37 protein-coding genes and 1 pseudogene are annotated in these 21292 nt (G+C 37.8%); 9 read left to right on the top strand and 29 right to left on the bottom strand.

Translation table 11 applies throughout. The annotated features are described in order from the left end of the window. Nucleotides 1-41: 41 nt before the first annotated feature. From NQ505_RS15945 to NQ505_RS15895, 11 genes are all read right to left on the bottom strand, one after another. Nucleotides 42-365, bottom strand: a complete 324-nt coding sequence (locus tag NQ505_RS15945) for a hypothetical protein (RefSeq protein WP_008999306.1) — start codon at nucleotides 363-365, stop codon at nucleotides 42-44. 41 nt (nucleotides 366-406) lie between these two features. After that, nucleotides 407-862, bottom strand: a complete 456-nt coding sequence (locus NQ505_RS15940) for a phage tail tube protein (RefSeq protein ID WP_008999305.1) — start codon at nucleotides 860-862, stop codon at nucleotides 407-409. A gap of 21 nt (nucleotides 863-883) precedes the next feature. Continuing rightward, the gene (locus NQ505_RS15935) at nucleotides 884-1267 is read right to left on the bottom strand and encodes a DUF3168 domain-containing protein (RefSeq protein WP_008999304.1); all 384 of its coding nucleotides are present in this window, start codon (nucleotides 1265-1267) and stop codon (nucleotides 884-886) included. Next, nucleotides 1264-1767 (bottom strand): hypothetical protein, encoded by a 504-nt coding sequence (locus NQ505_RS15930; protein WP_008999303.1) that lies wholly within the window; start codon nucleotides 1765-1767, stop codon nucleotides 1264-1266. The genes NQ505_RS15935 and NQ505_RS15930 overlap by 4 nt, the downstream gene beginning before the upstream one ends. Next, complete coding sequence (locus NQ505_RS15925) at nucleotides 1760-2053, bottom strand: phage head closure protein (protein WP_229086256.1); 294 nt, start codon at nucleotides 2051-2053, stop codon at nucleotides 1760-1762. Before NQ505_RS15925 ends, NQ505_RS15930 begins: the two co-directional genes overlap by 8 nt. Nucleotides 2054-2076: 23 nt before the next feature. Beyond that, entirely contained in the window at nucleotides 2077-2373 is a 297-nt protein-coding gene (locus NQ505_RS15920; RefSeq protein WP_008999301.1) for a head-tail connector protein, read from the bottom strand. Between the two features lie 69 nt (nucleotides 2374-2442). After that, nucleotides 2443-3573 (bottom strand): phage major capsid protein, encoded by a 1131-nt coding sequence (locus NQ505_RS15915; RefSeq protein WP_008999300.1) that lies wholly within the window; start codon nucleotides 3571-3573, stop codon nucleotides 2443-2445. 3 nt (nucleotides 3574-3576) lie between these two features. Beyond that, nucleotides 3577-4176, bottom strand: a complete 600-nt coding sequence (locus NQ505_RS15910) for an HK97 family phage prohead protease (RefSeq protein ID WP_008999299.1) — start codon at nucleotides 4174-4176, stop codon at nucleotides 3577-3579. A 20-nt stretch (nucleotides 4177-4196) separates the two neighbouring features. Next, nucleotides 4197-5471 (bottom strand): phage portal protein, encoded by a 1275-nt coding sequence (locus tag NQ505_RS15905; RefSeq protein WP_008999298.1) that lies wholly within the window; start codon nucleotides 5469-5471, stop codon nucleotides 4197-4199. Further along, nucleotides 5471-7186 (bottom strand): terminase TerL endonuclease subunit, encoded by a 1716-nt coding sequence (locus NQ505_RS15900; RefSeq protein ID WP_008999297.1) that lies wholly within the window; start codon nucleotides 7184-7186, stop codon nucleotides 5471-5473. The genes NQ505_RS15905 and NQ505_RS15900 overlap by 1 nt, the downstream gene beginning before the upstream one ends. Next, nucleotides 7170-7532: a hypothetical protein gene (locus tag NQ505_RS15895; RefSeq protein WP_032853564.1), complete on the bottom strand. Its 363-nt coding sequence runs from the start codon at nucleotides 7530-7532 to the stop codon at nucleotides 7170-7172. Before NQ505_RS15895 ends, NQ505_RS15900 begins: the two co-directional genes overlap by 17 nt. Before the next feature lie 231 nt (nucleotides 7533-7763). On the opposite strand from NQ505_RS15895, the gene NQ505_RS15890 reads away from it, so the two are divergent. Continuing rightward, entirely contained in the window at nucleotides 7764-8537 is a 774-nt protein-coding gene (locus NQ505_RS15890; protein ID WP_008999295.1) for a hypothetical protein, read from the top strand. A 37-nt stretch (nucleotides 8538-8574) separates the two neighbouring features. Here NQ505_RS15890 and NQ505_RS15885 read toward each other — a convergent pair whose 3' ends face one another. From NQ505_RS15885 to NQ505_RS15870, 4 genes are read right to left on the bottom strand one after another with little or no spacing between them, the layout of a single operon-like run. Further along, on the bottom strand, nucleotides 8575-8910 hold the full coding sequence (locus NQ505_RS15885) for an HNH endonuclease signature motif containing protein (RefSeq protein ID WP_008999294.1): 336 nt from the start codon (nucleotides 8908-8910) through the stop codon (nucleotides 8575-8577). Next, nucleotides 8907-9059 carry a hypothetical protein gene (locus NQ505_RS15880; RefSeq protein WP_153260288.1) on the bottom strand — a complete coding sequence of 51 codons (153 nt, stop codon included), beginning with the start codon at nucleotides 9057-9059 and terminating at the stop codon, nucleotides 8907-8909. The genes NQ505_RS15885 and NQ505_RS15880 overlap by 4 nt, the downstream gene beginning before the upstream one ends. Next, nucleotides 9050-9331 (bottom strand): hypothetical protein, encoded by a 282-nt coding sequence (locus tag NQ505_RS15875; RefSeq protein WP_008999293.1) that lies wholly within the window; start codon nucleotides 9329-9331, stop codon nucleotides 9050-9052. The genes NQ505_RS15880 and NQ505_RS15875 overlap by 10 nt, the downstream gene beginning before the upstream one ends. Next, nucleotides 9328-9513 (bottom strand): hypothetical protein, encoded by a 186-nt coding sequence (locus tag NQ505_RS15870; protein WP_008999292.1) that lies wholly within the window; start codon nucleotides 9511-9513, stop codon nucleotides 9328-9330. Before NQ505_RS15870 ends, NQ505_RS15875 begins: the two co-directional genes overlap by 4 nt. Before the next feature lie 48 nt (nucleotides 9514-9561). Between NQ505_RS15870 and NQ505_RS15865 the strand changes: the two genes are divergently transcribed. Then, entirely contained in the window at nucleotides 9562-9786 is a 225-nt protein-coding gene (locus NQ505_RS15865; RefSeq protein WP_008999291.1) for a hypothetical protein, read from the top strand. 51 nt (nucleotides 9787-9837) lie between these two features. Here NQ505_RS15865 and NQ505_RS15860 read toward each other — a convergent pair whose 3' ends face one another. From NQ505_RS15860 to NQ505_RS15800, 13 genes and pseudogenes are all read right to left on the bottom strand, one after another. Beyond that, nucleotides 9838-10185 (bottom strand): hypothetical protein, encoded by a 348-nt coding sequence (locus tag NQ505_RS15860; protein ID WP_008999290.1) that lies wholly within the window; start codon nucleotides 10183-10185, stop codon nucleotides 9838-9840. A gap of 1 nt (nucleotide 10186) precedes the next feature. Continuing rightward, on the bottom strand, nucleotides 10187-10516 hold the full coding sequence (locus NQ505_RS15855) for a hypothetical protein (protein ID WP_004310948.1): 330 nt from the start codon (nucleotides 10514-10516) through the stop codon (nucleotides 10187-10189). A 16-nt stretch (nucleotides 10517-10532) separates the two neighbouring features. After that, entirely contained in the window at nucleotides 10533-11201 is a 669-nt protein-coding gene (locus NQ505_RS15850) for a hypothetical protein (protein ID WP_229086253.1), read from the bottom strand. After that, nucleotides 11134-11892 (bottom strand): helix-turn-helix domain-containing protein, encoded by a 759-nt coding sequence (locus NQ505_RS15845; RefSeq protein ID WP_008999288.1) that lies wholly within the window; start codon nucleotides 11890-11892, stop codon nucleotides 11134-11136. Before NQ505_RS15845 ends, NQ505_RS15850 begins: the two co-directional genes overlap by 68 nt. Before the next feature lie 169 nt (nucleotides 11893-12061). Next, complete coding sequence (locus NQ505_RS15840; RefSeq protein WP_008999287.1) at nucleotides 12062-12412, bottom strand: DUF1064 domain-containing protein; 351 nt, start codon at nucleotides 12410-12412, stop codon at nucleotides 12062-12064. A gap of 25 nt (nucleotides 12413-12437) precedes the next feature. After that, a pseudogene (locus tag NQ505_RS15835) lies at nucleotides 12438-12549 on the bottom strand. A 29-nt stretch (nucleotides 12550-12578) separates the two neighbouring features. Further along, nucleotides 12579-13049, bottom strand: coding sequence for a DUF4494 domain-containing protein (locus NQ505_RS15830; protein ID WP_032853562.1), 471 nt, complete (start codon nucleotides 13047-13049; stop codon nucleotides 12579-12581). Next, nucleotides 13043-13408, bottom strand: a complete 366-nt coding sequence (locus NQ505_RS15825) for a hypothetical protein (RefSeq protein ID WP_008999285.1) — start codon at nucleotides 13406-13408, stop codon at nucleotides 13043-13045. The genes NQ505_RS15830 and NQ505_RS15825 overlap by 7 nt, the downstream gene beginning before the upstream one ends. A gap of 50 nt (nucleotides 13409-13458) precedes the next feature. Beyond that, nucleotides 13459-14271 (bottom strand): YqaJ viral recombinase family protein, encoded by an 813-nt coding sequence (locus NQ505_RS15820; protein ID WP_008999284.1) that lies wholly within the window; start codon nucleotides 14269-14271, stop codon nucleotides 13459-13461. Then, on the bottom strand, nucleotides 14258-14743 hold the full coding sequence (locus tag NQ505_RS15815; protein WP_008999283.1) for a hypothetical protein: 486 nt from the start codon (nucleotides 14741-14743) through the stop codon (nucleotides 14258-14260). The genes NQ505_RS15820 and NQ505_RS15815 overlap by 14 nt, the downstream gene beginning before the upstream one ends. Continuing rightward, nucleotides 14743-15129, bottom strand: coding sequence for a hypothetical protein (locus NQ505_RS15810; RefSeq protein WP_004326869.1), 387 nt, complete (start codon nucleotides 15127-15129; stop codon nucleotides 14743-14745). The genes NQ505_RS15815 and NQ505_RS15810 overlap by 1 nt, the downstream gene beginning before the upstream one ends. A gap of 873 nt (nucleotides 15130-16002) precedes the next feature. Then, the gene (locus tag NQ505_RS15805; protein WP_008999278.1) at nucleotides 16003-16233 is read right to left on the bottom strand and encodes a hypothetical protein; all 231 of its coding nucleotides are present in this window, start codon (nucleotides 16231-16233) and stop codon (nucleotides 16003-16005) included. Nucleotides 16234-16275: 42 nt separating this feature from the next. Continuing rightward, nucleotides 16276-16464: a hypothetical protein gene (locus NQ505_RS15800; protein WP_008999277.1), complete on the bottom strand. Its 189-nt coding sequence runs from the start codon at nucleotides 16462-16464 to the stop codon at nucleotides 16276-16278. Between the two features lie 142 nt (nucleotides 16465-16606). Here NQ505_RS15800 and NQ505_RS15795 point away from each other — a divergent pair, with 142 nt between their 5' ends. The 7 genes from NQ505_RS15795 (at nucleotide 16607) to NQ505_RS15765 (ending at nucleotide 21106) form a co-directional block, all read left to right on the top strand. Then, the gene (locus tag NQ505_RS15795) at nucleotides 16607-17278 is read left to right on the top strand and encodes a helix-turn-helix transcriptional regulator (protein ID WP_008999276.1); all 672 of its coding nucleotides are present in this window, start codon (nucleotides 16607-16609) and stop codon (nucleotides 17276-17278) included. Nucleotides 17279-17298: 20 nt separating this feature from the next. Further along, on the top strand, nucleotides 17299-17838 hold the full coding sequence (locus NQ505_RS15790; protein WP_008999275.1) for a lipoprotein: 540 nt from the start codon (nucleotides 17299-17301) through the stop codon (nucleotides 17836-17838). 20 nt (nucleotides 17839-17858) lie between these two features. Then, on the top strand, nucleotides 17859-18302 hold the full coding sequence (locus tag NQ505_RS15785) for a hypothetical protein (protein WP_008999274.1): 444 nt from the start codon (nucleotides 17859-17861) through the stop codon (nucleotides 18300-18302). 49 nt (nucleotides 18303-18351) lie between these two features. Then, entirely contained in the window at nucleotides 18352-18840 is a 489-nt protein-coding gene (locus NQ505_RS15780; protein WP_008999273.1) for a hypothetical protein, read from the top strand. 85 nt (nucleotides 18841-18925) lie between these two features. Continuing rightward, nucleotides 18926-19243, top strand: a complete 318-nt coding sequence (locus tag NQ505_RS15775; RefSeq protein WP_175353636.1) for a hypothetical protein — start codon at nucleotides 18926-18928, stop codon at nucleotides 19241-19243. Between the two features lie 164 nt (nucleotides 19244-19407). After that, entirely contained in the window at nucleotides 19408-20619 is a 1212-nt protein-coding gene (locus NQ505_RS15770) for an ImmA/IrrE family metallo-endopeptidase (RefSeq protein WP_008999271.1), read from the top strand. Between the two features lie 13 nt (nucleotides 20620-20632). Continuing rightward, nucleotides 20633-21106 (top strand): hypothetical protein, encoded by a 474-nt coding sequence (locus NQ505_RS15765; RefSeq protein WP_008999270.1) that lies wholly within the window; start codon nucleotides 20633-20635, stop codon nucleotides 21104-21106. On the opposite strand, the gene NQ505_RS15760 is transcribed toward NQ505_RS15765, so the two are convergent. Further along, the gene (locus tag NQ505_RS15760; protein WP_149958443.1) at nucleotides 21094-21288 is read right to left on the bottom strand and encodes a hypothetical protein; all 195 of its coding nucleotides are present in this window, start codon (nucleotides 21286-21288) and stop codon (nucleotides 21094-21096) included. The genes NQ505_RS15765 and NQ505_RS15760 overlap by 13 nt on opposite strands. Nucleotides 21289-21292 lie beyond the last annotated feature (4 nt).

Here is a 21292-nt window from a genome sequence, read left to right as displayed (position 1 = left end):
CCCGCCCTCACCGACAACGCGCGAATAAAGTTCGCGTATACTTACGGCTTTCGTTTCCGCGTCGTCACCTTCTTTTTTTTTACGTCATTTCCTGCCGATTGCGAACGTAGTTTGATTTCATCCAAAATAAACTCTTTGAATTGTTCGAATAGAGTCAAGTCATTTTCGCACAATTCTATAAACTCGTCAAATTCCATATTAAACGAATCCTTATTGCTAGCGATCAGGAACGAATAAAACAAAATGTATTCATCTAGTAATTTCCCGAACTGAAACGGATAGTCGGATATAGATTCGAACACAAAGAACGCACGAAGCGTATATTTCAAAGAAAGATCTTTTCCGTTAAGTGATATTGTTTTCATTGAATAAGTCGTTTAGAGGGCGGCAAAACACCGCCCGTAAGTTATTTACTATCTGCCTCTTTTGTAAGTGGTCCGGTTCCTTCGAAGCTCACAGAGAAAGTCGCTTTATCTCCGTCCGGCGCATTTGCTTCTAATGAAGTGATAACAGCTTTTCCAGTGTAAGCACCCGCCGCAAGCGTCCATCCGGCTTCAGGCATCTCGTTTGCATTGGGATCACTCACAATACCAAATTTTAACGTAATAGGTTTGCGCGCGATCATCAATGCGAATAATTTATCGTAACTATTCGCATCAACATCGGCACTGAATACGTTCTCACTTGAAGCGTTCCAAGATAGTTTTTTAATATCCTTCTCCGTCCAGATACCCGAATCTTTACTTTGCGTGTCGATAGTTTCAGCCGATAACCCTAACTTGCATGAAGTTGCCAACGCTATAGCCTTATCTTCTGTGAATAACATTAGGTCTTTGCCTAACGCTGCTTTTGTTTTACTCATAATTTTGTCGTATTTTAGTTATTATTCTGTTTTAAAAGAAAACACAAGGCGTTGAATGAAAGTATCTTCGATAAAATCCTCGTCCGCACTTATTAGTTTCGAGTCGATTACATCGAAGTTGTCATAACTTCCTCGTTTGTTTTCGAGTGATTTACGCACTTCTTCCGCGATTGTAACAGAGTTCAAATAGTTATCACTGGCGACAACGATCTCAACCGATACAGTGTCGCCTGTGGTACTATATTTTGCATATTCTGGCGTTAGAGAGTTGCGTTTGTAGATCACAAACGGGAAAGATGTTTCCGTTTTGGTCGAAATCGCATAGATTTTATCAGTAACCAACTTTGCCAACTCCGTAGAATCGCTTAGTTTTTTATATACGTGTGCACCTATTGATAAACTCATTTCTTTTTATTTGCTACTTTTGTTATAGAATCAATTATATTTTTCTCTAGCGAGTTCTCTGCTTCTTTCTGCTTCGATTTGACCGCATTAGAAAAGAAGTGGGAAGCATTTATAATACCTCTATTCGCTCCTTTTTTGGTAGCTCGTTCTTTGGTTCCTGATTCAAACCATTTCAGCATATAGGCGCGTGATCCCTTTTTGCGTCGGTCGATCAGGTCAACCCGTGCGCCGGAAGCATTGCGATAAACTGCTACGTTTATTTCGTTCTTTAACGGTTTGAACGATACGCCATTCTTTGAACTGCTAAATTCTGCATCAGTAACAGCGGAAATTAAATTTTCCTGCGCCTGTTTACGAATGATAAGAATTGACTTTCTAAGAGCGGAAGAAATAGCCTTCTTTGCTTCTTTATCGTTCAACCGTTTAAGTAATTCGTTTACTCGCGTTGCATCCACTTCGACGCGATACAAGTTGCGCCCGGTGTAATTGTCGTTACTCATTGATTACCTCCGCTTCTATAACCGTTGCTTGTTGCTTCCGGTCGTGGTTAATAGATAGAATCTTGTATTTCTGCCCGTCGTACTCGATTCGCATTTTAGCGTTAATCTCTTTGCAGATGCGAATCATTATTGTATTAACGGTCGTATTGTATATCTCGCCGTTCGCTTCTTTGCGTGCGCCAGACTTAAAGCGAATGTATGCGCGTTTATCGAATACTTTCACCCAACTTTCAGACGTGCCGCCCAGATTATCGCGCTTTGACTCGCTACGGTAAAATCCGATCATTTCGTTTAATAATCCCGCTTGCATTATGTGTATCTTTTTAATGGTTGCAGTAGTAGTTCTATGTGCCCCGGAATAACTTGCGGAGTGGCAAATGTTACCGATTCACGGTTTGCGTAGTAATTCGCTATAAGGATGCGAATCGCGTGCCAGATACGCCGATCTATTTTTGTGTCCTTAACGTAGGTATCTAGCGGATTATTTAGATACGATTCGATAAGAAGTTGAACGGGTTCGATAAGCCCGGTTATATATGTATCGTCAGTATCGAAATCGACGTTTAAATGCTGTTTAAGCTCTTCAAGTGTTACGTATTGCGCCATATTCAAGTAATTAAGAAAGGGCTAAGGCAGTGAAGCCAAAGCCCTTTCAATATCAATAATCAAATTATATTAAGCCGCTTTTTTCTTTGCGATGGCAAAGGCTTCCGGGCGAGCTACAACAATGTCGTAATCTGTATTCAACACAAAGTTTACGATATTACTTTTCGCTCCGGTGTACGGGTCTATCACTAAATCCATATCGCCGAACTGACCGATAGCAGCGTTGGAGAATACACCGAATCCGATAGAATCGGCGTCCATGTAGTTAGTAACAAGAACCGGATAACCGTTCACCATACCATTTTGGCAGATCATTTCGGCAGCTCCCGCCGCTTTGGGAGTGGATTTCAAGGCACCATACACCTTTGGAGTGCAAACATAGGCAGCTGTACCGTCGGTTACATCTACGCCCGCATCCATTACGGTAGATTCAAGCGAAACAATATCCGCAAATGTCAACGCGTTTGTATATTCAACATCTGGTTTTGTCTTTACAAACACCCCGTTGCTTGCGCCAGACAATGCAGTTCCCGAAAACATCCATTTATTCAAAGTGCGAGCGACACCAAGCGAAATTTGCTTCAAAACAACGTCCTGCAAAGAATAGTTCGTTTGGTTGATCGCACGCTTAGACACCGGGATAGAAATAGATACACGTTTGGGTGAAGCCTTGATTTTGTCGATATTCAATTCGGTATCAGTAACCGCAACGTTTTCACCCTGAATTGTTGCTTCAACAGCCGCCAATGTCGGGAAAACAAGGTCACCTACAAGCCCGCTTTGCATCTTGATACCTAGTTTATCAATAATCAAGCCTTTTTCTAACGGCTCAATGATTTCACCGATTGTAACAGGAACCATGCTAGCCGCATCGGTTGTATCTGTAACAGTCACCGCACGTTCTACAACTTTAATACCGCCTTCCGATACTACTCCGTTGTATTCTTCCAAAGAACGATGATTAACGACGTCAAAAACAGCCTGTGAAAACAACACGCGACGGTCAGATACCAAACCCGCGTTAATATCTTCAAGCGCACGGCGTTCAACTTTCATTTCCAAAAGTTCTTTCTTTGTTTTCAACTGCTCGAACTGCTCTTTCTCGCTTGCGTCGAGTGCTCTTTTTTCCGCTTCTGCTTTATCCAACATAGCACGCATTTGCTCTTTGTATTGAGCAATAGTTTCAAATTCTTTTCTCATGTTTTAAATTGATTTGCGTAAATTATTAATTTCATTTAGATAGTCTTTATTCTCGCCGGACAACTCCGCTATCGTATCGTCCATACTCCGCACCGTTACGTCTGTACCATAAAAAGCAGGATCAACAACGGGAGATATATCGGAAATCCGATCAATCATGTGTACAGTACGAAGCAACAACCCGTCTTTCATTGAATAGGAAACTTTTGTTTTATCCTTTTCATTTAAAGCATACGCAAAAGACGAACCGAAAATATCACCGCGTTTAATCATTTCTACGGCGAAATCTCCATCGGGAGTACTAGGAGCCTCAAACCTGTATTTTAATCCGTAGTCGTCAAGTTCAAGCGACAAAGTTCCCGCACCACGATTAGAACGAGCTAACAATCTCTGTTTATTATGATCTAACAGAGCTTTAACATCACAACTACGCAATAACTCTTCCGTTATAGCTCCCTTTTCGATCACCTCAACAAAAGCGCGTTGTTTTTCCCTGTCGTACAATACACGGCTTTCTTGTCCGAATACAACCGCATAACCTTCGATTATTCTTCCATCTCCAACTTTAGGAGCACCTAACTCTGTATAACTTCGTATTTCCATATTTTGCAAATGTCATTTTACTATATGTTTGTTTCTTCGTTTTTGGGTAGCTCTACTTTTTGACTAGCCGCCTCGATTGGTTGAACGTTGCAGGAGATAAACACTTTGTCGCCTCCTTCAACGGGCGGTTTTCCTAAAGCCCTACGAGTATCATTCGGGGAATGAGCTCCCATTTCTTCCAAAGCTTTATAATAGCTTGCTTGTGTCGTTAAATCGGTTTGATATAAGCATGACAAATCAAATGAAATACTATATAAGTGAGCGACTGAATTAGGAATCAGCTTGTAATTAAATTCAGCCTCGATTTGTTTCAATATTGGTTGCAGTGTATCAGTTAAAAAAGAAACATTGCTCATTTCAGAAGCTTTGTAATTAGTAGATTGTCCGGCAAATACTTTATCTGGGTGAACTCCGTAAAATCTACATATATCAAGAATACTGAATTTCTTTGTTTCCAATAACTGCGCATCAACCGGATTTATAGAAAGTTGATGAAATCCAACATCGCCGGGAACTGAAATAATGTCTCTTCCTGTGTTTAGTTGTTCCTCTATGCGATCTCCAACCGTAGAAAGTTGAATATCCGTCATACCTGCACCGGGCAACCCTTTATTTATCTCTTTTGCACCGGAAACAAGCCCCTTTATTTTACTTCCATTCTGAAAGGTTCGTAAATTCTGATTATCTGCACTCGCGGCTATGGAAAAGATACGGCTAGCGTACATTATTGTGCTTACTCCTGTATATCCCCCGTCCAAACTATTATTTTTAAGATGGATTATTTCGTAGGATTCAAAACGCCCATATATCCGGTTATATGGATCAGAAATAATATAAACATCATTCAATTTGTCATAGGTTACTGTATTATTTGCGCATAATACAAGCTCGCTGACACTACCGAACTTTCGACGGATAACGATGTAGGCGTTTCCTTGATTTACGATTTGAACAACCATATTCCTAACCATTTCAAAACTATTCATTCGTCGGTTAGGCATACGGGTTAATATCGTATATAAATCGTTTTCCTCGTCTGGTGAGAAATATCCATCTTTTTTCCGTTTAATTATAAGCGGTAAAGACGCGATAGTCCCCGAAAGAATAGAAGTACATCTATATGCGGCTGAAAGTTTCATTGCTTGATTACTGTTATGCACATCTATTGGCTGACCGGGTAACGATGGTAATCGGGAGTTTATCGCCGCATCTTTATCCGTTGTGCTCATCTCTGCATTTAAGGCGCGTTTTTGCGTCTTTGAACGTCCCAATTCAAAATTAAAAGATAGTTTCATTATACCTCCATGTTATTAAATAAGTAGAATGTCATTAGGTTTGTTATAGTCGAATCAATCTTCGCGTTATGCGTTTTCTTGACTGGCTTCTTATTCATGTTCCGATCTTCGTCTAATACCGCATTACTAAAACAGTATGGCGTAATCGGATTAGGGCTAAAGGTGAGCTTACTCCGATACAAAGCAAGTTCAAAAGATTCAATAGGGCTTGTAAACGTTCCGTATGTCTGTTTAACAGGCTTAATATATTCACTCGCACCGCCTACGGAATAAGTAAGAAGATTCACAAATTCAGCCGATTTATAAGGATCATAGCCAACTCCCATAATTTGTAGATACTTTGCACGTGCAAGTATATCGTTTACTATTTGCTGATAGTCGATAATATCACCGTCACAAAGAATTAAATAGCCCGCTTTCGCCCAACCTTCGTAAAGTTCCCGATTCGGATGATCTTTCAAAGCTCCTTCTGGAAAATAGTAATCCGTATGTGAATGAAAAGAACCGCTTTCTTTCGAATAGATATTATAAGTAACCGTAGAAAAGTCGTCTCGAACGGATAAATCGACCGCCGCCATTGTTAACGGATAAGTACCGATATTCTCTATTTTAATATCTTTAAACCGTTCCTCGATCTGCTTTGCTTCAATCCATTTTGTTGTCGAATCAACCGCAAACACATTAAGTAACTTTGTCCGAAACTCTAGCGCGTCCGGTGCGCTATATAAAGCCTTCTGGTATGCGTCGATATAGAAATCTTCATAAACAGTTATGCCCATGTGTGGTTGCACTTTACGCCACGTTGCCGGATCGCCTTCCTCGTCGTCTACGTCTGGCTCAAAGATGTGTGCAAATATGGAATCATTTTCAATCTCACCGCGTAGGATTGCTTTGTACATTTTCAACATCTCCACAAACGGAGCCGTTTCTTTATCGGATGCGGTAGTTATAACTACGGTTAAAGGGTTGAGCCGTGCGCCCATTGAGGAAGTTAATACATTCTTCAACGCGGCGCTATCGGCTTGCGAATACTCGTCTACTATTACCATGCTTGCGTTAAGTCCGTCTAATTTATCCGGATTAGAGGCAAGGCAACGGGCAAAAGAGGTTTTTCCCTTTATGTGGTTATATATGATTTCTCGATTAATTTTGAAGTGTCTAAACTTCGGATCGAGAGACTTTAAAATATTACGTATTTCATCAAAACAAACTTTCGCCTGATTATATGAGTTTGCAGCAACGTATGTTTGTGCGTTCGCATCACCGAACAATAAATCGTTAATTGAAAGACTCGCTACGCTTGTTGTCTTACTGAATTTACGCGGAACGAATAGAAGAGCTTCGCGAATCAAACGTTTGTTTGTTCCGGGCTTGTAAAACGCGAGAATGTTAGAGAACTGAAACACTTGTATCGGAGTCAGCTTGTATCTAGTTTTTCCCTTTGTGCCGGAAAACTTCAAACGCTCATAGAACGTGACGAACTTCTTTACTTCCTTGATCCGAAACTCGTATTTATCTAAGAACGAAAAGAAGCGGGAAACGGCTAATAACTCATAAAGGTTGTGCGCGTCCGGGTTATTTATGCAGCCCTTTACATAAAGATTTAATCGTTCGTCTGCCGCTTCTAGTTTATACGAATCGACGTCGATATTATGCAGATCGGAGATAACCGACTGCTTTAATGCTATCAGTTTATCTCTAGTCTCCTTCTCCATCGCGATCTATCTTGTCTACCTCGTTTATTAAGTCGTTTACCTCGTCATCGTCAGACGAGGACAAAGTTTGTAGTGTCAAACCAAGTTCCCGCAACTGCTTACGAGTAACTTCGAGCGCATCAAATAAAACTTTGAAAGCCGGATGCGCTACGAGCTTCTTATTTCCTTCGCGAGAAACTTCCGTAACAAACGAACGTTTCTTCTTTGCTATGTCATTGAGAGCGATTTTAAACGCAATGTAAGAGCCCGCACAAAGAGTTATACACAAATCCAAATCAGATGTATATGTTCCTTGCGAGTTCATCGCGGCGCGAATCTTTTCTTTTATATCGTCTAAATCACTCATTTTTATATGCGTTTTTGCATATATGAAAAGTTCGCAAGTATTTGGTAGCTCGGAAGATGGATAAAAAAAGTACACCCCCAACGCGCACCCCCTCGTTTCGAAAATTGCTCGCGCGTGTAAACATGAGGTGAGATGGGTTTAGCGTATCGCGTTAAAAAATAAAAAAAGCCCCCTCTCTCTAATATAATAAATATTTTTTATTTATATTTGTATCAACAAAGAATGAATATTATGACAGAAAAAATAAATCATGTAAAAAACCCTTTAACTATTATAGCCATTTTTGCTGGAATAGCGGAAGTTAGTGGAACAATAATCACTCCATTTATTGACAAAGAACTTCAAGGGATATTCATATATTTCTTAATAGGCTTTCCAACAATATTGGTAGTTCTTTTTTTTGTAACTCTTTGGTTTAAATCTAATGTCCTATACGCTCCATCGGATTTTTCAAATGAAGAAAACTACGTAATCATGAGGCAGTTTTATGATAAAAATCGTAAAATAGAAATTGTAGAAAGAAAACAATCTAATACAAAAAAGACAGACGGTACATGCTTTGTTGCTATATCAAGTACGAATGCACCCCAAAAAGCAAATTCAGAAAATAGCGTCCGTATTAGATTGGCTGATGTTCCAACTGCCTCAAATATGGCAAAAGCATTTAGAAAAAAAGGATATAACAATATAGACATATATTCAGGTTTTTCCGAAGAACCATCAACTGACGAAAATAGTAAAGCTATTTGGATAGGAGCTGACATTGATATTGAAACAATAAAAAAGGTTATAAAAGATGCTGTAAGAATATATCCTAATCTAAAATATATTAGTATTAGTAATGAATATACGGATAATGTAAGGAATGAAATATTTATTGGCGGAAGTACAGAAACAGCAATATCAAGAAATGCAAAAGATTTAGAAGAAGAAGATTTTAAAGCAATAGAGAGCGTTAAAAATATAAATGAACTAGAACAAATTATAACTCAAAAATTTTACTAAGTAGATTAACAATAATCTACTTAGTAAAAAAATAAGATTATATTTTCAAAAACTTATCTGCAAACCGTTCCGTAGCTCGCTTATTATTCGCCTGTATCGCCTCTTTCGAATGACTGAAAGCACGTCGATGCGCATCAGAGTGGCACGAATGGCAGAGGCTTTGCAGATTGTTATAATCAAACATTAGTTGTCTCATTCCGAGTTCATGCGACACGGACTCAACCGGGACGGTGTGATGTACTTCGGTTGCAAGTGTACTGCGATTGTTCGCTTCGCACACTTCACAAACCGGATTGCTTTGTAGCTTCTTAGCGCGGAGTAATTTCCATTTGTTGGAGTTAATCATCTTAATGTAATGCGGGTTTCTACTCATTGTTCGTCATAATTAAAAAGAATCTTATCACATTGATAACAATCGTGCAACTCCTTTCGTGTCGCCTCGATGTCGTCCGTTTCTATCTCAACTAAATGCGTCTCGGACACATCGCCCGATTTGCATTGAATACGCCTAATTATATACATAACGTTTCGATCCGGTCTAATCCGTTAATAAGTAACCTAATCCGGGCACAATTCCCGTCGCATCGAGTCAATTGTGTTTCCTGTTTATGTATCCGACTCGCACAACCTTTGCAGTTCTTAGACGGACACATTTGTTTATACACTTCGATAGCTTGCCGCCTCGTTTCGTCTCTCTGTATCCGAGCCGCTTCGATAGCGACTTTTCGGATTAAGCCACGCGAGCGGATGCGCTCGTTAGTGGCTTGTTCGATGTACTGTTTTACTTTACTCATTTTACCGTGTTGTTTTTAGGTTTGTAATTCCACCCGTTTAACTCGTAGACTTTCCGTTTCGCCTCTTCCTGCGTTGCCGCATCATCTACCTTTGTGTCTCCATCTGGATCGCGACGATAGATATTGAAGTGACGAAAACGAGGGGAATAATAATACTTTGATTGATTTTGTGCTTGGTTCATTATTGAATAATTTGTATATTTGCGCTATAACTTAAAAAAATATTTATTATGAAAACCAAAATTGGAGTATCTATCAAAGTGAATAATAAAGAATACAAATTCGACTTTGAATCTGACTATTTAACAGAAGATTTATGGAACAACCATAAATACAATCATGAAATATTAATGGGACACATTGATGCAGCTATTATAAATTATAAAAACACACATAATATTACTGAAGAAACAGATTCGAATAGTATGCGATTTACTCCTCATTTCTACGAATAGTATATACATTTCAAATATGTCCTCATTTTCGAGGACATATTAATCTTTTATTTAACTTTCATCCTCGTTTTCTCCATCCTCACTCTTTACAGGCTTCTTTACCGAAACGCGAATCGCCTTTTCCGTGAACTTGTTCGATAGATATTGTTTCGCCTGCTCCCAATCCGTAAAGTGTAAATTCGGATCAGTATAGAGCGAGATAATCGTAGAGTTTAATTTGTCGAGTGCTCCGAAAGCACTTGAATTTATCGTACCGTCTAAGGGTGAAAACTTGGCAACTAAGCCGTTATAATTCTCTGAAACAAATCGGTCGATATACTTCCGATTCCGTTCATTTGCCGCGACGGGGTCTGCTGATACATCGTGCAAATAATTTGTGTTTGATAGTTTTTTAACCATATTAAAATCCTTCTAATCGTTTTTGTCCGTTCATTTCGTCTACCTTGTGTTGTGGTAGTTTTCGTTTTGGTTTTACATACTCGAAATGTCGTTCCGCCTGTGATAGATCGTAGAACATTTCTTTGATTTCGTCCGGTAGTACTTCTTCATCATCATCGCCTGGCATCGGATCAGCAACCCGGAGAAAGCAGCCTAAAATGTACTGCATAATCTCGTATGTGCTTTTGAAATGGTAGTCAGCGCGAATCTTATCGAGCCTTTGCCATTGTTCCAGATCGACGCGAACCGGAATCTTTTTAAAGTACACAAGTTTCTTTTTTCTGCTTCGCATGGTTTCGTTGTATTAATTATCTTCTACTAGCTCCGTTCAAGTCCAAGACGTTAAACATTTCATTTATTCGATCCGCGATATACGCGCCGTAAATACGCTGTATTTCCTTAATCGTTAAGTTCGTTGTAACATGAGTTATTGCCTCATGTCTCAACTCGTACCGACATTGGAAAATATACTGCATCACGTTTAGTTCAGTACCGAAATACTTTGCCGGGATTGGCTCGCGTCCTAGTTCATCAAAACAGATCATTCGCGGAGTACCGTTGTTGTAAGTATACAATTCTAGTGCATCCTTTCCGCGCATTGAAAAGCCGTTTGCAATACAGGAAGCCGAATCAATCCTAAAGCCACCGATCGGATAGCCGCCCTTTGCTTTGCCGCGTGTGAAATAACTATATCGGTTTAGAATCTGCATGATAGTACTTTTTCCTGTACCGATGTCACCTCGTAACAATAGCCCTTTATTTGAATCTAGCTTCTCGGATCGTCCTTCAGTATACAAAAACAGTTGGTTCATTATGTTTCTATTCGAATCGTCTATCTTGAAGTTAGGACAAACATATTTGCAACACGCTTTAAACCATTCCGGGCGTTTCCCTGATTCTATCGGCTCGTCATAGTACGGTAGTCCGTATGATAGTATCGCCGCTATCGGCAGGGTCTGTTTGCTTCTTGTTTCCATATTCGCATTTATCGTTTTTTAGTTCGAATAACCCCGACCAATTATTAGCAATCGATTCATTTACGATTTGCTCCGCAATCACCGGATCATTCTTGCTCAATTTAACCAGTTTGTTATAACACGCTTTTAGTGACTTTTCCGATTTGTAATTTTGCCGCCTGTCTTTCTTATATTCAAGCCAGAGCGAAAACGCTTCTAAAAACTCGTCAGATATAAAATCAAAATCTCCATGAGAGACTTTAGAGAGTATATTTCTGTTTGGTTTCTGTTTTAGTTTATTATAGTCTGTACTATCCCCTGTATCATTGGCTCCCTTATCTACTGTATCATTGGCTGTCTGATTGACTCCCTTATTGGCTGTCTGATTGGCTGTAAAATTTACAGTAGTAGTTACAGTAGTTTTAAATTCCTTCACGAAAGAATAAGAGCTTATAATACGTTTGTTCTTGCCAGATTTATAATAAATCAATCCTGCATTTATTAAAGACTCACGGGCTTTTATTAGTGTTTTCTCATTCACGTTAAGCGCAAAACAAAGTTCAATGTTCGAGCAATCGAAAACGTCCCTCCAATCTTCGCCGTTACAAATAGCCACTAATTCGTAAAATAGGGCTTGTTCGGTGGCGGTAAATCTGAAACGTCGTCGCGCTTTTCGCATCTTTTCGGTTAGCGTATATCCGTCTATATTCATCACACTTATAAAGTCTATCGAGCGACATAATAACTACAAATCCTTATCCCGATCGCCCGTCCCACTTTCAGAACGGAACAATAGCAAATAAAATTATTCTCTCTTCCTCCATTGCGACACGTTCGACAATCGTGTTTTACTTGCTTTTGTGATGTTTTCTTTGCCATTCTTATACCTCCTTTATTTTAATTCCATGAATGTAAAGCATGAGCTTACGTTTGATTATATACTCCTTTGTCCGAACTCCTTTAGTATCTTCGACGATATACTCACCATTTCGATAATAGACGAAATCGGCAATATAGTAAACGCCTCGTTCGATCAGTTCCTTTTTGCGTAGCATCTTCCACGCTCCTTGCACTTCGTAGAAATGACATTGAGGCGAAATAAGCTCGAATTTAACTTGTTCTTGAAGTCCGGTTATAATTCCCTTCTTTTCGAGTAGTTTCAACTCCTTAGCGCGTCGATACTCCTTTTTAGAGTCGTATCCGTCTATCTTTACATTGTTATACTTTGTCATGTCATTTTAATTGGTTTGTGAATAGTGGATAAGCCCGGATTCGAACCGGGAATGATACTTCAAGAGCCGCACCGTTAAACAGAATGTCTGGCGATCAACCTTACATAATTAGGCGTTTCCAATTCCGCCACTTATCCGATTGCCGGGACTTTCACCCGGCGCGCTGTTACTTGTCGTGTTTAAATTCGTAGTTTTCCTGTTTAACTTCATACGGATAAACATCTACAATCGCCGTTTCTTTAAGCAAGATCGAAGAATAATCCGCCATCGTTCCTTTCATACCTTCGTCGAGTTTCTTCATTGCGTCGTGAATGTCTGCGGCTTGTATAAGTACATTTGTATAAGTCCGTTTCTCCTTGCCGCTTTTCTCATCAAGCGTAGTGAAAGCGAGTCGCCCGGCAAACCATTTATCGGCGGAATCCTCTTCGCTCGTAAATATCTCGCTATAATGTGCGCGGGAAATGTCGGACACTGTGAACTCACCGGAGATAAACGGCGTTACTTCTTCGATTATTCGCGCTTCTGCTTCGGTAAAACTTAGTGCATCGACTAAATACGGTTCAGTTACCTTCTTTTGCATCCCGTTCTCCATTACCTTCTCGTAACGGATTTTACATAAAAACCAAGTGTTCATAATAAATTCATTTCTTTAATTAATTCGATCAAACCCTCATAAGGAATATTATATTTCTCTGCGAATTTTATTTTGTCTACAATCTTTTGTTCTAATGTGCTAACCTCTGTCAGCGTACACGTTAGGCATCCATTGGACATTTTAATATTTTCTATAGATGTAGAATTACCAAATGAGCGATATTCTGTCATTCTAACATATTTATCTCTGATTTTATATAGATTTTTTTCAACAAGATTATAAGTTTCTTCATGTGAAATTTTACACCCATGTCTTTTTAGCATAGTATAAATTTCATCCATAGAATAAGGATGCAAAAGAGGAATGCAATCTAAAATTTCTTCTTTGTTCTTACTACTCATAATTTCGTGTTTATTAAAGTGTTTATAAAAATGTGATTAATCGTGTTGTGTTAGTGTTGTGACGGTACTTTCTTCGTCAGTTTCTTTAATTCCTTCCGTATCTTATAAATCTGATTCTTAACCGGAACACTGTTTTTTGCTTCCGGCTTTAACGCCTCGATCTGCATCTTTAATTTTAAAACCTCTTTTGCCTTATCGACACAATCAAGCAAGTCCAGACCGGAACGGATAGATTCGTCTATCATCTCGCTAGCCAACCGGATTCGATCATAGAGTTTCTTTATATTATCCGCGTGATCGGCTCGATTCATTTCAAGTATTCGACCTTCATTTGTATAGCCGTCATAAATGACGTAATACAATTTGTCTACGTCCGGGCGACCTAAAAAGTGTCCGAGGAATTGCCAATAATATTCGTCTTTTTCGTCGATGGTATTTCCGAACTGCAGCGATTCGATCTTTCCTTGCGACATCGGGCACTTGATCTCACCCAGAGCGATAACTTTCCCGTCAAATCCGTACACATAGAAATCCGGTGAATCTCTGAATCCTTCAAACGGTTCATTGAAAACAATGTCCTTAAAATCGGTTGTACACGACTTGATCTCGTTCATTAACTGGCTTCGTACCCATTCGACCGCTAGCGGTTCGTTTTCATGTCCCCAATCAAACGCCTTGTTACTTCCGTTTTCTCGCATCGTCCCGGTTCTACGCTCGTACCGTACTAAATACATCGCGTCTAACGCGGCTTTGCCAAAGGGACAACCTTTGCCCGCTTTCATCAGATCGGGAAGCGTAGAGGCGGTTATTTTGCCCCGTCTCTTTTCCTTCCATTCGATTTCTTTTTGTTCACTTGATTTCATGTGCTACTAATTCTTTGATTTGTTCTTTAGTTAGTTTATATTTCGTCTGGACTTGCGCGACCGTAAAACCGCCCGCCAGACCGTCGAGGATATTTTTCCAGATTGCCGATCCGGTTTCAACCGTAGGCAATGAGTTTTCTACTTTCGGAATGAATGGACGAATACGGAGCGAATCAACCTTTTCGCCGAAAGCGTCAACCATTACCGAACCGATTTGAATTTGCTTGTTTACCCATTCTTCAAAATTCGGATTTTTAAATAGCTTCGTCATAGTCTTGCAGTTCGTCCGGTTGAGAATCATCGGTTTTACATTCTCGAAAAAATAAGCGACGAAACATTCTTCTTTCTTTCCAGATGTACCGACTACCTGTTCTTTTTTCGTTTCCCGTATGGTGAGAATTATATCTTTCCCATCCGGTAGGCTGTAAGCGCCTAGGTAGTCATAATTAAATTGAGTTTTCCAATGTGTCATTATCGTGTTGTGTTATTACTATTCGTTTCTTTATTATCTCCTGTAATCTTATCCAAAAAAAGATCAAGCGCTTTGATACATTTATCCGGCAATTCCTTTGATGCTTCGTTTTGACGCAAATAGTTTATCGTTTCTCCAATACCTATAATGCGATACATCTCTTTTGTTGTAGGGGTAAAAATCAATATTAAAAGAGAAATTGCAATAATAACATAGGATACTTTTTTCGCTTTATATATCCCTTTGTCGATACATTCTTTTTCACTATAAGATTCGACATTCGATTCGATAAATACATAAACCAACCATACAAGTGCAACTATAAGTATAATTACAAAAGTTACATTTACAGCATCTAGCCTTTCAATCCAATAAAGTTCATTCATTTTGTTTTGATTTTAAAAAGTCATTATTAAAATTATCCGATTCACCCTGATAAAGCGACTCATAACAGCGAGCGCAAACCGTTATTATCTTTGTGCCATATCTGCCGCGTTCGTACGTTTCGACCTCTAATTCTATCTCTTCGCCCGGTTCGATCTCTTCGCCGCAATCTTCGCAAACTAGAGTATCAGAAGGACACGCGCCAAGAACCGTACAAATTCGGCAATTACCGATACATTGAGGATTCGCCGCCATGTCGTTTCACGTTTAGATAGTTACAGACTAGCACATAGACAACCGTGATAAATACGATCAATAGTGCGATGATTAATTTGCCCGGCTCCGGCTCGCCTTCTGCGAGGCTGCACGCTGAAAGCATTAAGATAATAGCGGCGGGGCTTTGTTTTAGTGTTAGCATGGTGTTTAGCTTTATATTACCTTATTACTCTGTATGAATCTATCTATACTCGATAAATCATACCAGATCATTTTTCCAAATTGAGAAAAAGAAATGAGAGCTTTTTCCCGTAACGTTCTCAAAAAATCATCCGAGCATCCTATATAGGATTTTGCTTCATCTTTACTAAGCCACCTCTTTACTATTGGCTCAACTTTTCCGGTTACTCTAGTTCGTCCCATTGTTCATTATTCAATCGTGTAACAATTAGATTATCTTTATCGGTTTCCGTCGTAAACAGTAGACCTTCGTCATATTTTAGATTTGTACAGGTCGGTCTAACCGAATTTCTTTTAGAACGAGGGAAGGTCATTGTTTCCCCGGGCTGCATCCCCCTTAAAAGGGCAGTTAATTCGTTTCTTTTTCGTCTCATTGTCGTGTATCGTGTTATGTAGCCCCAAAGGGCTACGGATTAATATTAAATAGCTACTTTCAATCGCTCTATATCTCTTATTAATTTTTCTTGCCTTGCTACTTCATTATCTGCCATTCCGTCAAGCCCGAGACTTGCATACCATTCTGCATTATTAACAGCCTCTTCTAATGCTATTTCTTTTTTCGCAATTAACGCATTAATGATGCTCTTATCACGGCTTTCGATTAATATCTCTAAGGCTGTCTTTCTGGTTAAAGTGCTAGTTGCTTTCATAATCGTATTTATTATGTAGCCCCAAAGGGCTACGGATTAATATTAAATCTTCTGATAACCGAATGAGTTCATAAACTTCTCCGCGCCTTTGAACGTTTTGAAAGTCTTGCTACTAGAAAGTGTACACGCTAAGAATCTTTGTCCGGCTGTTGTATTAATCAAGCTAACACAACATACTGTTTCGCTTCCTGTTTTTTTAAATTCTACGTCTCCGATCATTCCTGCTTTCATAATTCTATACTTTTATTTGTTAGTTCTTGATTGATTGATTAACTTTGATGCGACAAAGATATAATGAGTATACTAATTAAGCAAATTTTCTAATTATTATTCTCATTGAAATAACATTTATTAATTATTATACTCATTAATCATGGAGATTGTAGACAGAATAAAACTATTCAGGGAGTATTTAGGAATAGGGCAAACCGCTTTTGAGGTGAATATAGGTGTGGCTAGAGGGTATTTTAGCAATGTAAAAACACTAGGCTCTGATAGAATACTAAGGATACATACAAAATATCCAGAGTTAAATATCGAATGGCTTGTTACTGGCAATGGCGAAATGATTAAAAATGCAGAGCGAGAACAAAAAACAATCGAGATTTCCGAATCTGCAATAAGCGAAACAAAACGAAAAGGAGCACTAATCTACGACATAGACGCAACATGCGGGCTAAGTGGTAGAGATATAGAATTTACAGACGAAAAAGTGATAGGAAGTATAGACGCACCGGAGATAAACTCGGATTCAAAGATTATATTCGCCACGGGCGATAGTATGTTACCGCTAATCGCTTCGGGCGACAGGGTAGTAATTAGAAAGATTGAGAGTTGGGATTATTTCAACTACGGACAGGTGTATTTAATCATAACGAATGAATACAGGCTTATAAAAAGAGTTCGTAGGCATCCTAAAGATGCGGATAATTTAATCCTGCTTCGTAGCGAGAATCCGGATTATGACGATATAGATTTGCCAAAACGGGAAATTATTCATCTTTTTATTGTGGAGAATATTTTGTCAATCAAGAATATATTATAAGTCATTAAAAACAAAACAACATGAAGCGACTATTTATATTGTTTGGTATACTAATTATTTTAGCAAGCTGCAATCAAAAAAATAATAAGAATTTTAAAAGCCTTAATTACACGAAGCTAAAACAGCCTATGTGTTATTTTGCAAAAACAGATAGCGGATTTGTATTAAAAGCAGAGTCAAATAAGGATTATAAATACAAGTATATTGAATACGTAATCAATAAAAACGAGATAAAGATGTATAGCGACTCGCTGTATGATCTATATTGCGGGGTTTCAATTACATACCCTATTAAGTTTGGTAGAGGCTCTTTTATGGGTGATTGGGAGTTTAGTAATAGATCGATTTGCAAACTTAAACCAACCGGAGAAATGATAGACAAAAGGTATGTATATAAAACAAAATTCTCTAACTTTAATTCACCAGAAATAAGGACTCATATTAAAGAGTTAAATTTCGAAATTAACGGACATGAATTTGATATAGCACTAGACTCAATAGAAACACGGACGCTATTACCAACATTCGAACCAACTTTGTACACAGCGAAAGGATTATAAACCACTAAAAACAAAACATCATGGAAGTAGTATTAATCATAGTAGTAGCAGCCGTTATAATGTTAGCAATAAAAATTGCAATGACAAATCCCAAAGAATCATCTAATAACCAAAATCAACCCAAGACCGAAATACCGTCGGGAGAAATAGAATTCCCGCCATCCGGATACTTTTACTATGAAATGGTAGGAATGTACTATCATGGAGTTACACCTAAAGATTTCGGTATATTCAAAGGCAAAGCGATAGCCGAAACAAACAACCCTAAAGATGAATTTGCAGTCGGTATATACAGAGACGGCGATAATAAGTTAGTCGGGTATATTCCCAAAGATTTTAGAGGAGTCAGTAACGAAAAGATTCATAAGGAAATTACAGAAAACGGCGGTAGTCGGGAAGTGGTATTTAAAATAAGCGGAAGCGAAAAGAAGTGCTACGGAACGGTTTATATAAAAAATAACTAATAATCCCCGCCCAATAAACAAACATCATCAACCACTAAAAACAAACATCATGGAAGCAAAAATAGAACCACACGAGCAATTCAATAGTGAAGATGAAGAACTCTGTTATTATGGAAAAGTTTACGAATCTGTTTTAAATAAACTTGATGCGGTTAATACATCATTAAAAGACTGGCTTTCTCATCTTCTAATGATAGCCGCCACGCTATTAGGAGTCCTAGCGGCTTTGAACCCCGTGAAGCAAACAGACCCAATTTGTATTCGTATTTGCTTTCTGTTGGCAGTTCTATTGCTTGTACTTGTACTCCTATTAGGTGGAGTAAGTTTGTACGGCGTAGTATTTGAAAAGCGTACTCATTTCGAGAACTACGCAAAAGAGCTAGGAGAATCTGTAAAGTATCATCGGAAGATGAGACCCACAATGCCCGATGGGAAAAGATTGTTCCTAATCTGCGAAAAAGGTTCATATATTTGCTTTGGTCTTTTCTTTCTTGCACTAATTTTATATTTGATACTATCTTTATTTGTCGTGTCATAACAGTGTTTTATCTTATACCAATAAGAATCTAATAGGTAGCTTAAAATAGAGGTAGTATATTATTTACAACTTAAAACAAAATATCATGGGAACATTTTTCGGACTTATCGCGGTATTATTCGCCGTACTTCAAATCATTCTATTCTTCAAAATCTGGGGAATGACGAACGACATTAGAGAAATCAAAGAAAAGTATCTTTCCTCGACCGATCCAAAGAAAAACGTATCGCCTGCTCAACCGACCGAATTTAGTATAGGCGAATTGGTCGTAGAGATAAAGACGAATAAGCAAATGCGGATCAAAGAGATTACACAGGACGGAAAGTATAGTTGCTATACAGGTGGAGGCGCTTCACATGAGGGCGACTTTACGGCGTCGGAGATTAAGCATTTTAATTCGTAGAGTCCCAATATAAACATCTTCAAACCATTATCTTAAACATACCATTTTATATTAAAAATAAAATAGAAAAAAGTATCTCATTTTATTTCATCGACAAAAATGTCAGTGAAATATTAGTTATTCTATTCAAAATAGCTATATTTGCATAAAAATGTCGATGAATTATGTATATAAGTAAAATAAACACTTCCCAAGCCCCCATTGATGTCTCGCTTAGGGAGATGCTTGCTAAATTTATTCAAGAGAATGAAATTATTGAATCATCTATTGCCGATGAAATAGGGATCCATAAAGAAACGCTATCTAAATTCCTAGAAGGGAAAGCTGAATTAAAATTTATGCAAGCAATTCGTTTAATGAAGCTATTAGACTTAACCGAAAGCCAATTAGTTTCTGCATATTGCAAAGATATAAATATAGATGAAGCATCTTCATTGGACAAATTTGAGAAGCTATCATATATAATGCAAAACTTTGATGTTCCAACATTAAAAAAAATAGGAATAATCAAAAGCAGAGCGAAAATTGATGAATACGAACAATGTATTTGTGACTTTTTCGGTTTTTCTTCTATATATGAGTACGACGACACATCATTAATGCCAACTTTATTTAGTAAGTCAAAAAAGAAAATCTTACAAGAAAAGGAGGCTAAAATGACTACATTTTGGCTCAAATGTGCTATTAGTTCATTTTCTAAAATAGATAATCCAAATGACTATGATAAAGACTTATTATTCCAACTTCTAAAGCGAGCATCAGAGTTTACGCAAGACGAAGTTAACGGTTACAAAAGATTTGTTTTGGTACTATTTCAATTAGGTATCACCGTGTTAACACAATCTTATGTATCTGGAACTAAATCTTTCGGTGTAACGATGATATTAAATGGGAAGCCATGTATCATAATTACAGATATGAATAAGCAGTATCATAAACTTTGGATTAACTTATTACATGAATTATATCATGTAATAAATGATTTTGAGATGCTTGAAAGCATGGATTATCATCTTTCTAACTCTGAAACACCTGAATTATTATTAAATGAGAATAGAGCGGATCAGTTTGCTTTAGATGTTTTGGTTAATCCTTCTGTACAAAGTAAACTCCGGAAAATTATATCATTCCCATTTAAAGTACATCTTTTAGCAAAAGAATTAAATATATCTCCATCAATAATATACGGAGTCTATTTAGAGTCTTTGCCAAATGGAAGATTAAAAGCTCAAGAATTTGCTAAATATAACAATGGTGATAATTTAATATCTTCTGATATTGCTACACGAAATATACTATTCGATGCAGTGGAAAAAAGATCATTAGAAAATGCTATTGAGAAAATGAAAACTGAATTATTTAAAAGAGCAATCTAAATAAATTAACATTATGGAATTACCAAAGAAAAAATTAGAAGATCTAATCAGTGCTGCAGATAAAATTATTGAAGCAAATAATCAAACACAAGAAGATTTGTTCGGACAAGTAAAGAACCCCAATGCAATAAGCGAAATATTAGATATACCACTACAGGATCCTAAAAGATCATATACCCTTTATTATCAAAATATTCAAAAATTTCTTGGTGATTTTTTACCAAAAGATAATGATATAAGTAAAACTATTAGAGAGTTAATTTGCATTTTACTTGCACATAAAGAATTATCAGGCATCACGTACGGCACTCGTGAAGCGGATTCTCGTATGGCTACAACAACAGATATGGAAAATCTAATAGATGTTCTTTCGGAGTGGTCGGAAACACCTACTGATTATTTTAAACTTGCCAATATTCTTTTGAAGAAAAATAAAGAACTGGGGTATATCCCAGAAGAGCGTGAAATAAAAGATTATTTGAAGTAGTTCAAGTAAACGGGTACATAATTTTGTTTTCCTGTTTTGATATACTCTAAAAGGATTTCAGTAAGTTCAAATAAGTATATACTATCTGTATTTTGAAAGCCCATGGTTCGAGGCTGTTCTTTGTGAGTAATGATTTGAATAGCTTGCTTTAAGCAAAATGCTCTTAGTTCTTCATCTGTCATAATA

Source organism: Bacteroides sp. D2, from assembly GCF_025147085.1.
GTDB lineage: Bacteria > Bacteroidota > Bacteroidia > Bacteroidales > Bacteroidaceae > Bacteroides.
This window is presented reverse-complemented; position numbering and strand designations above follow the sequence as displayed.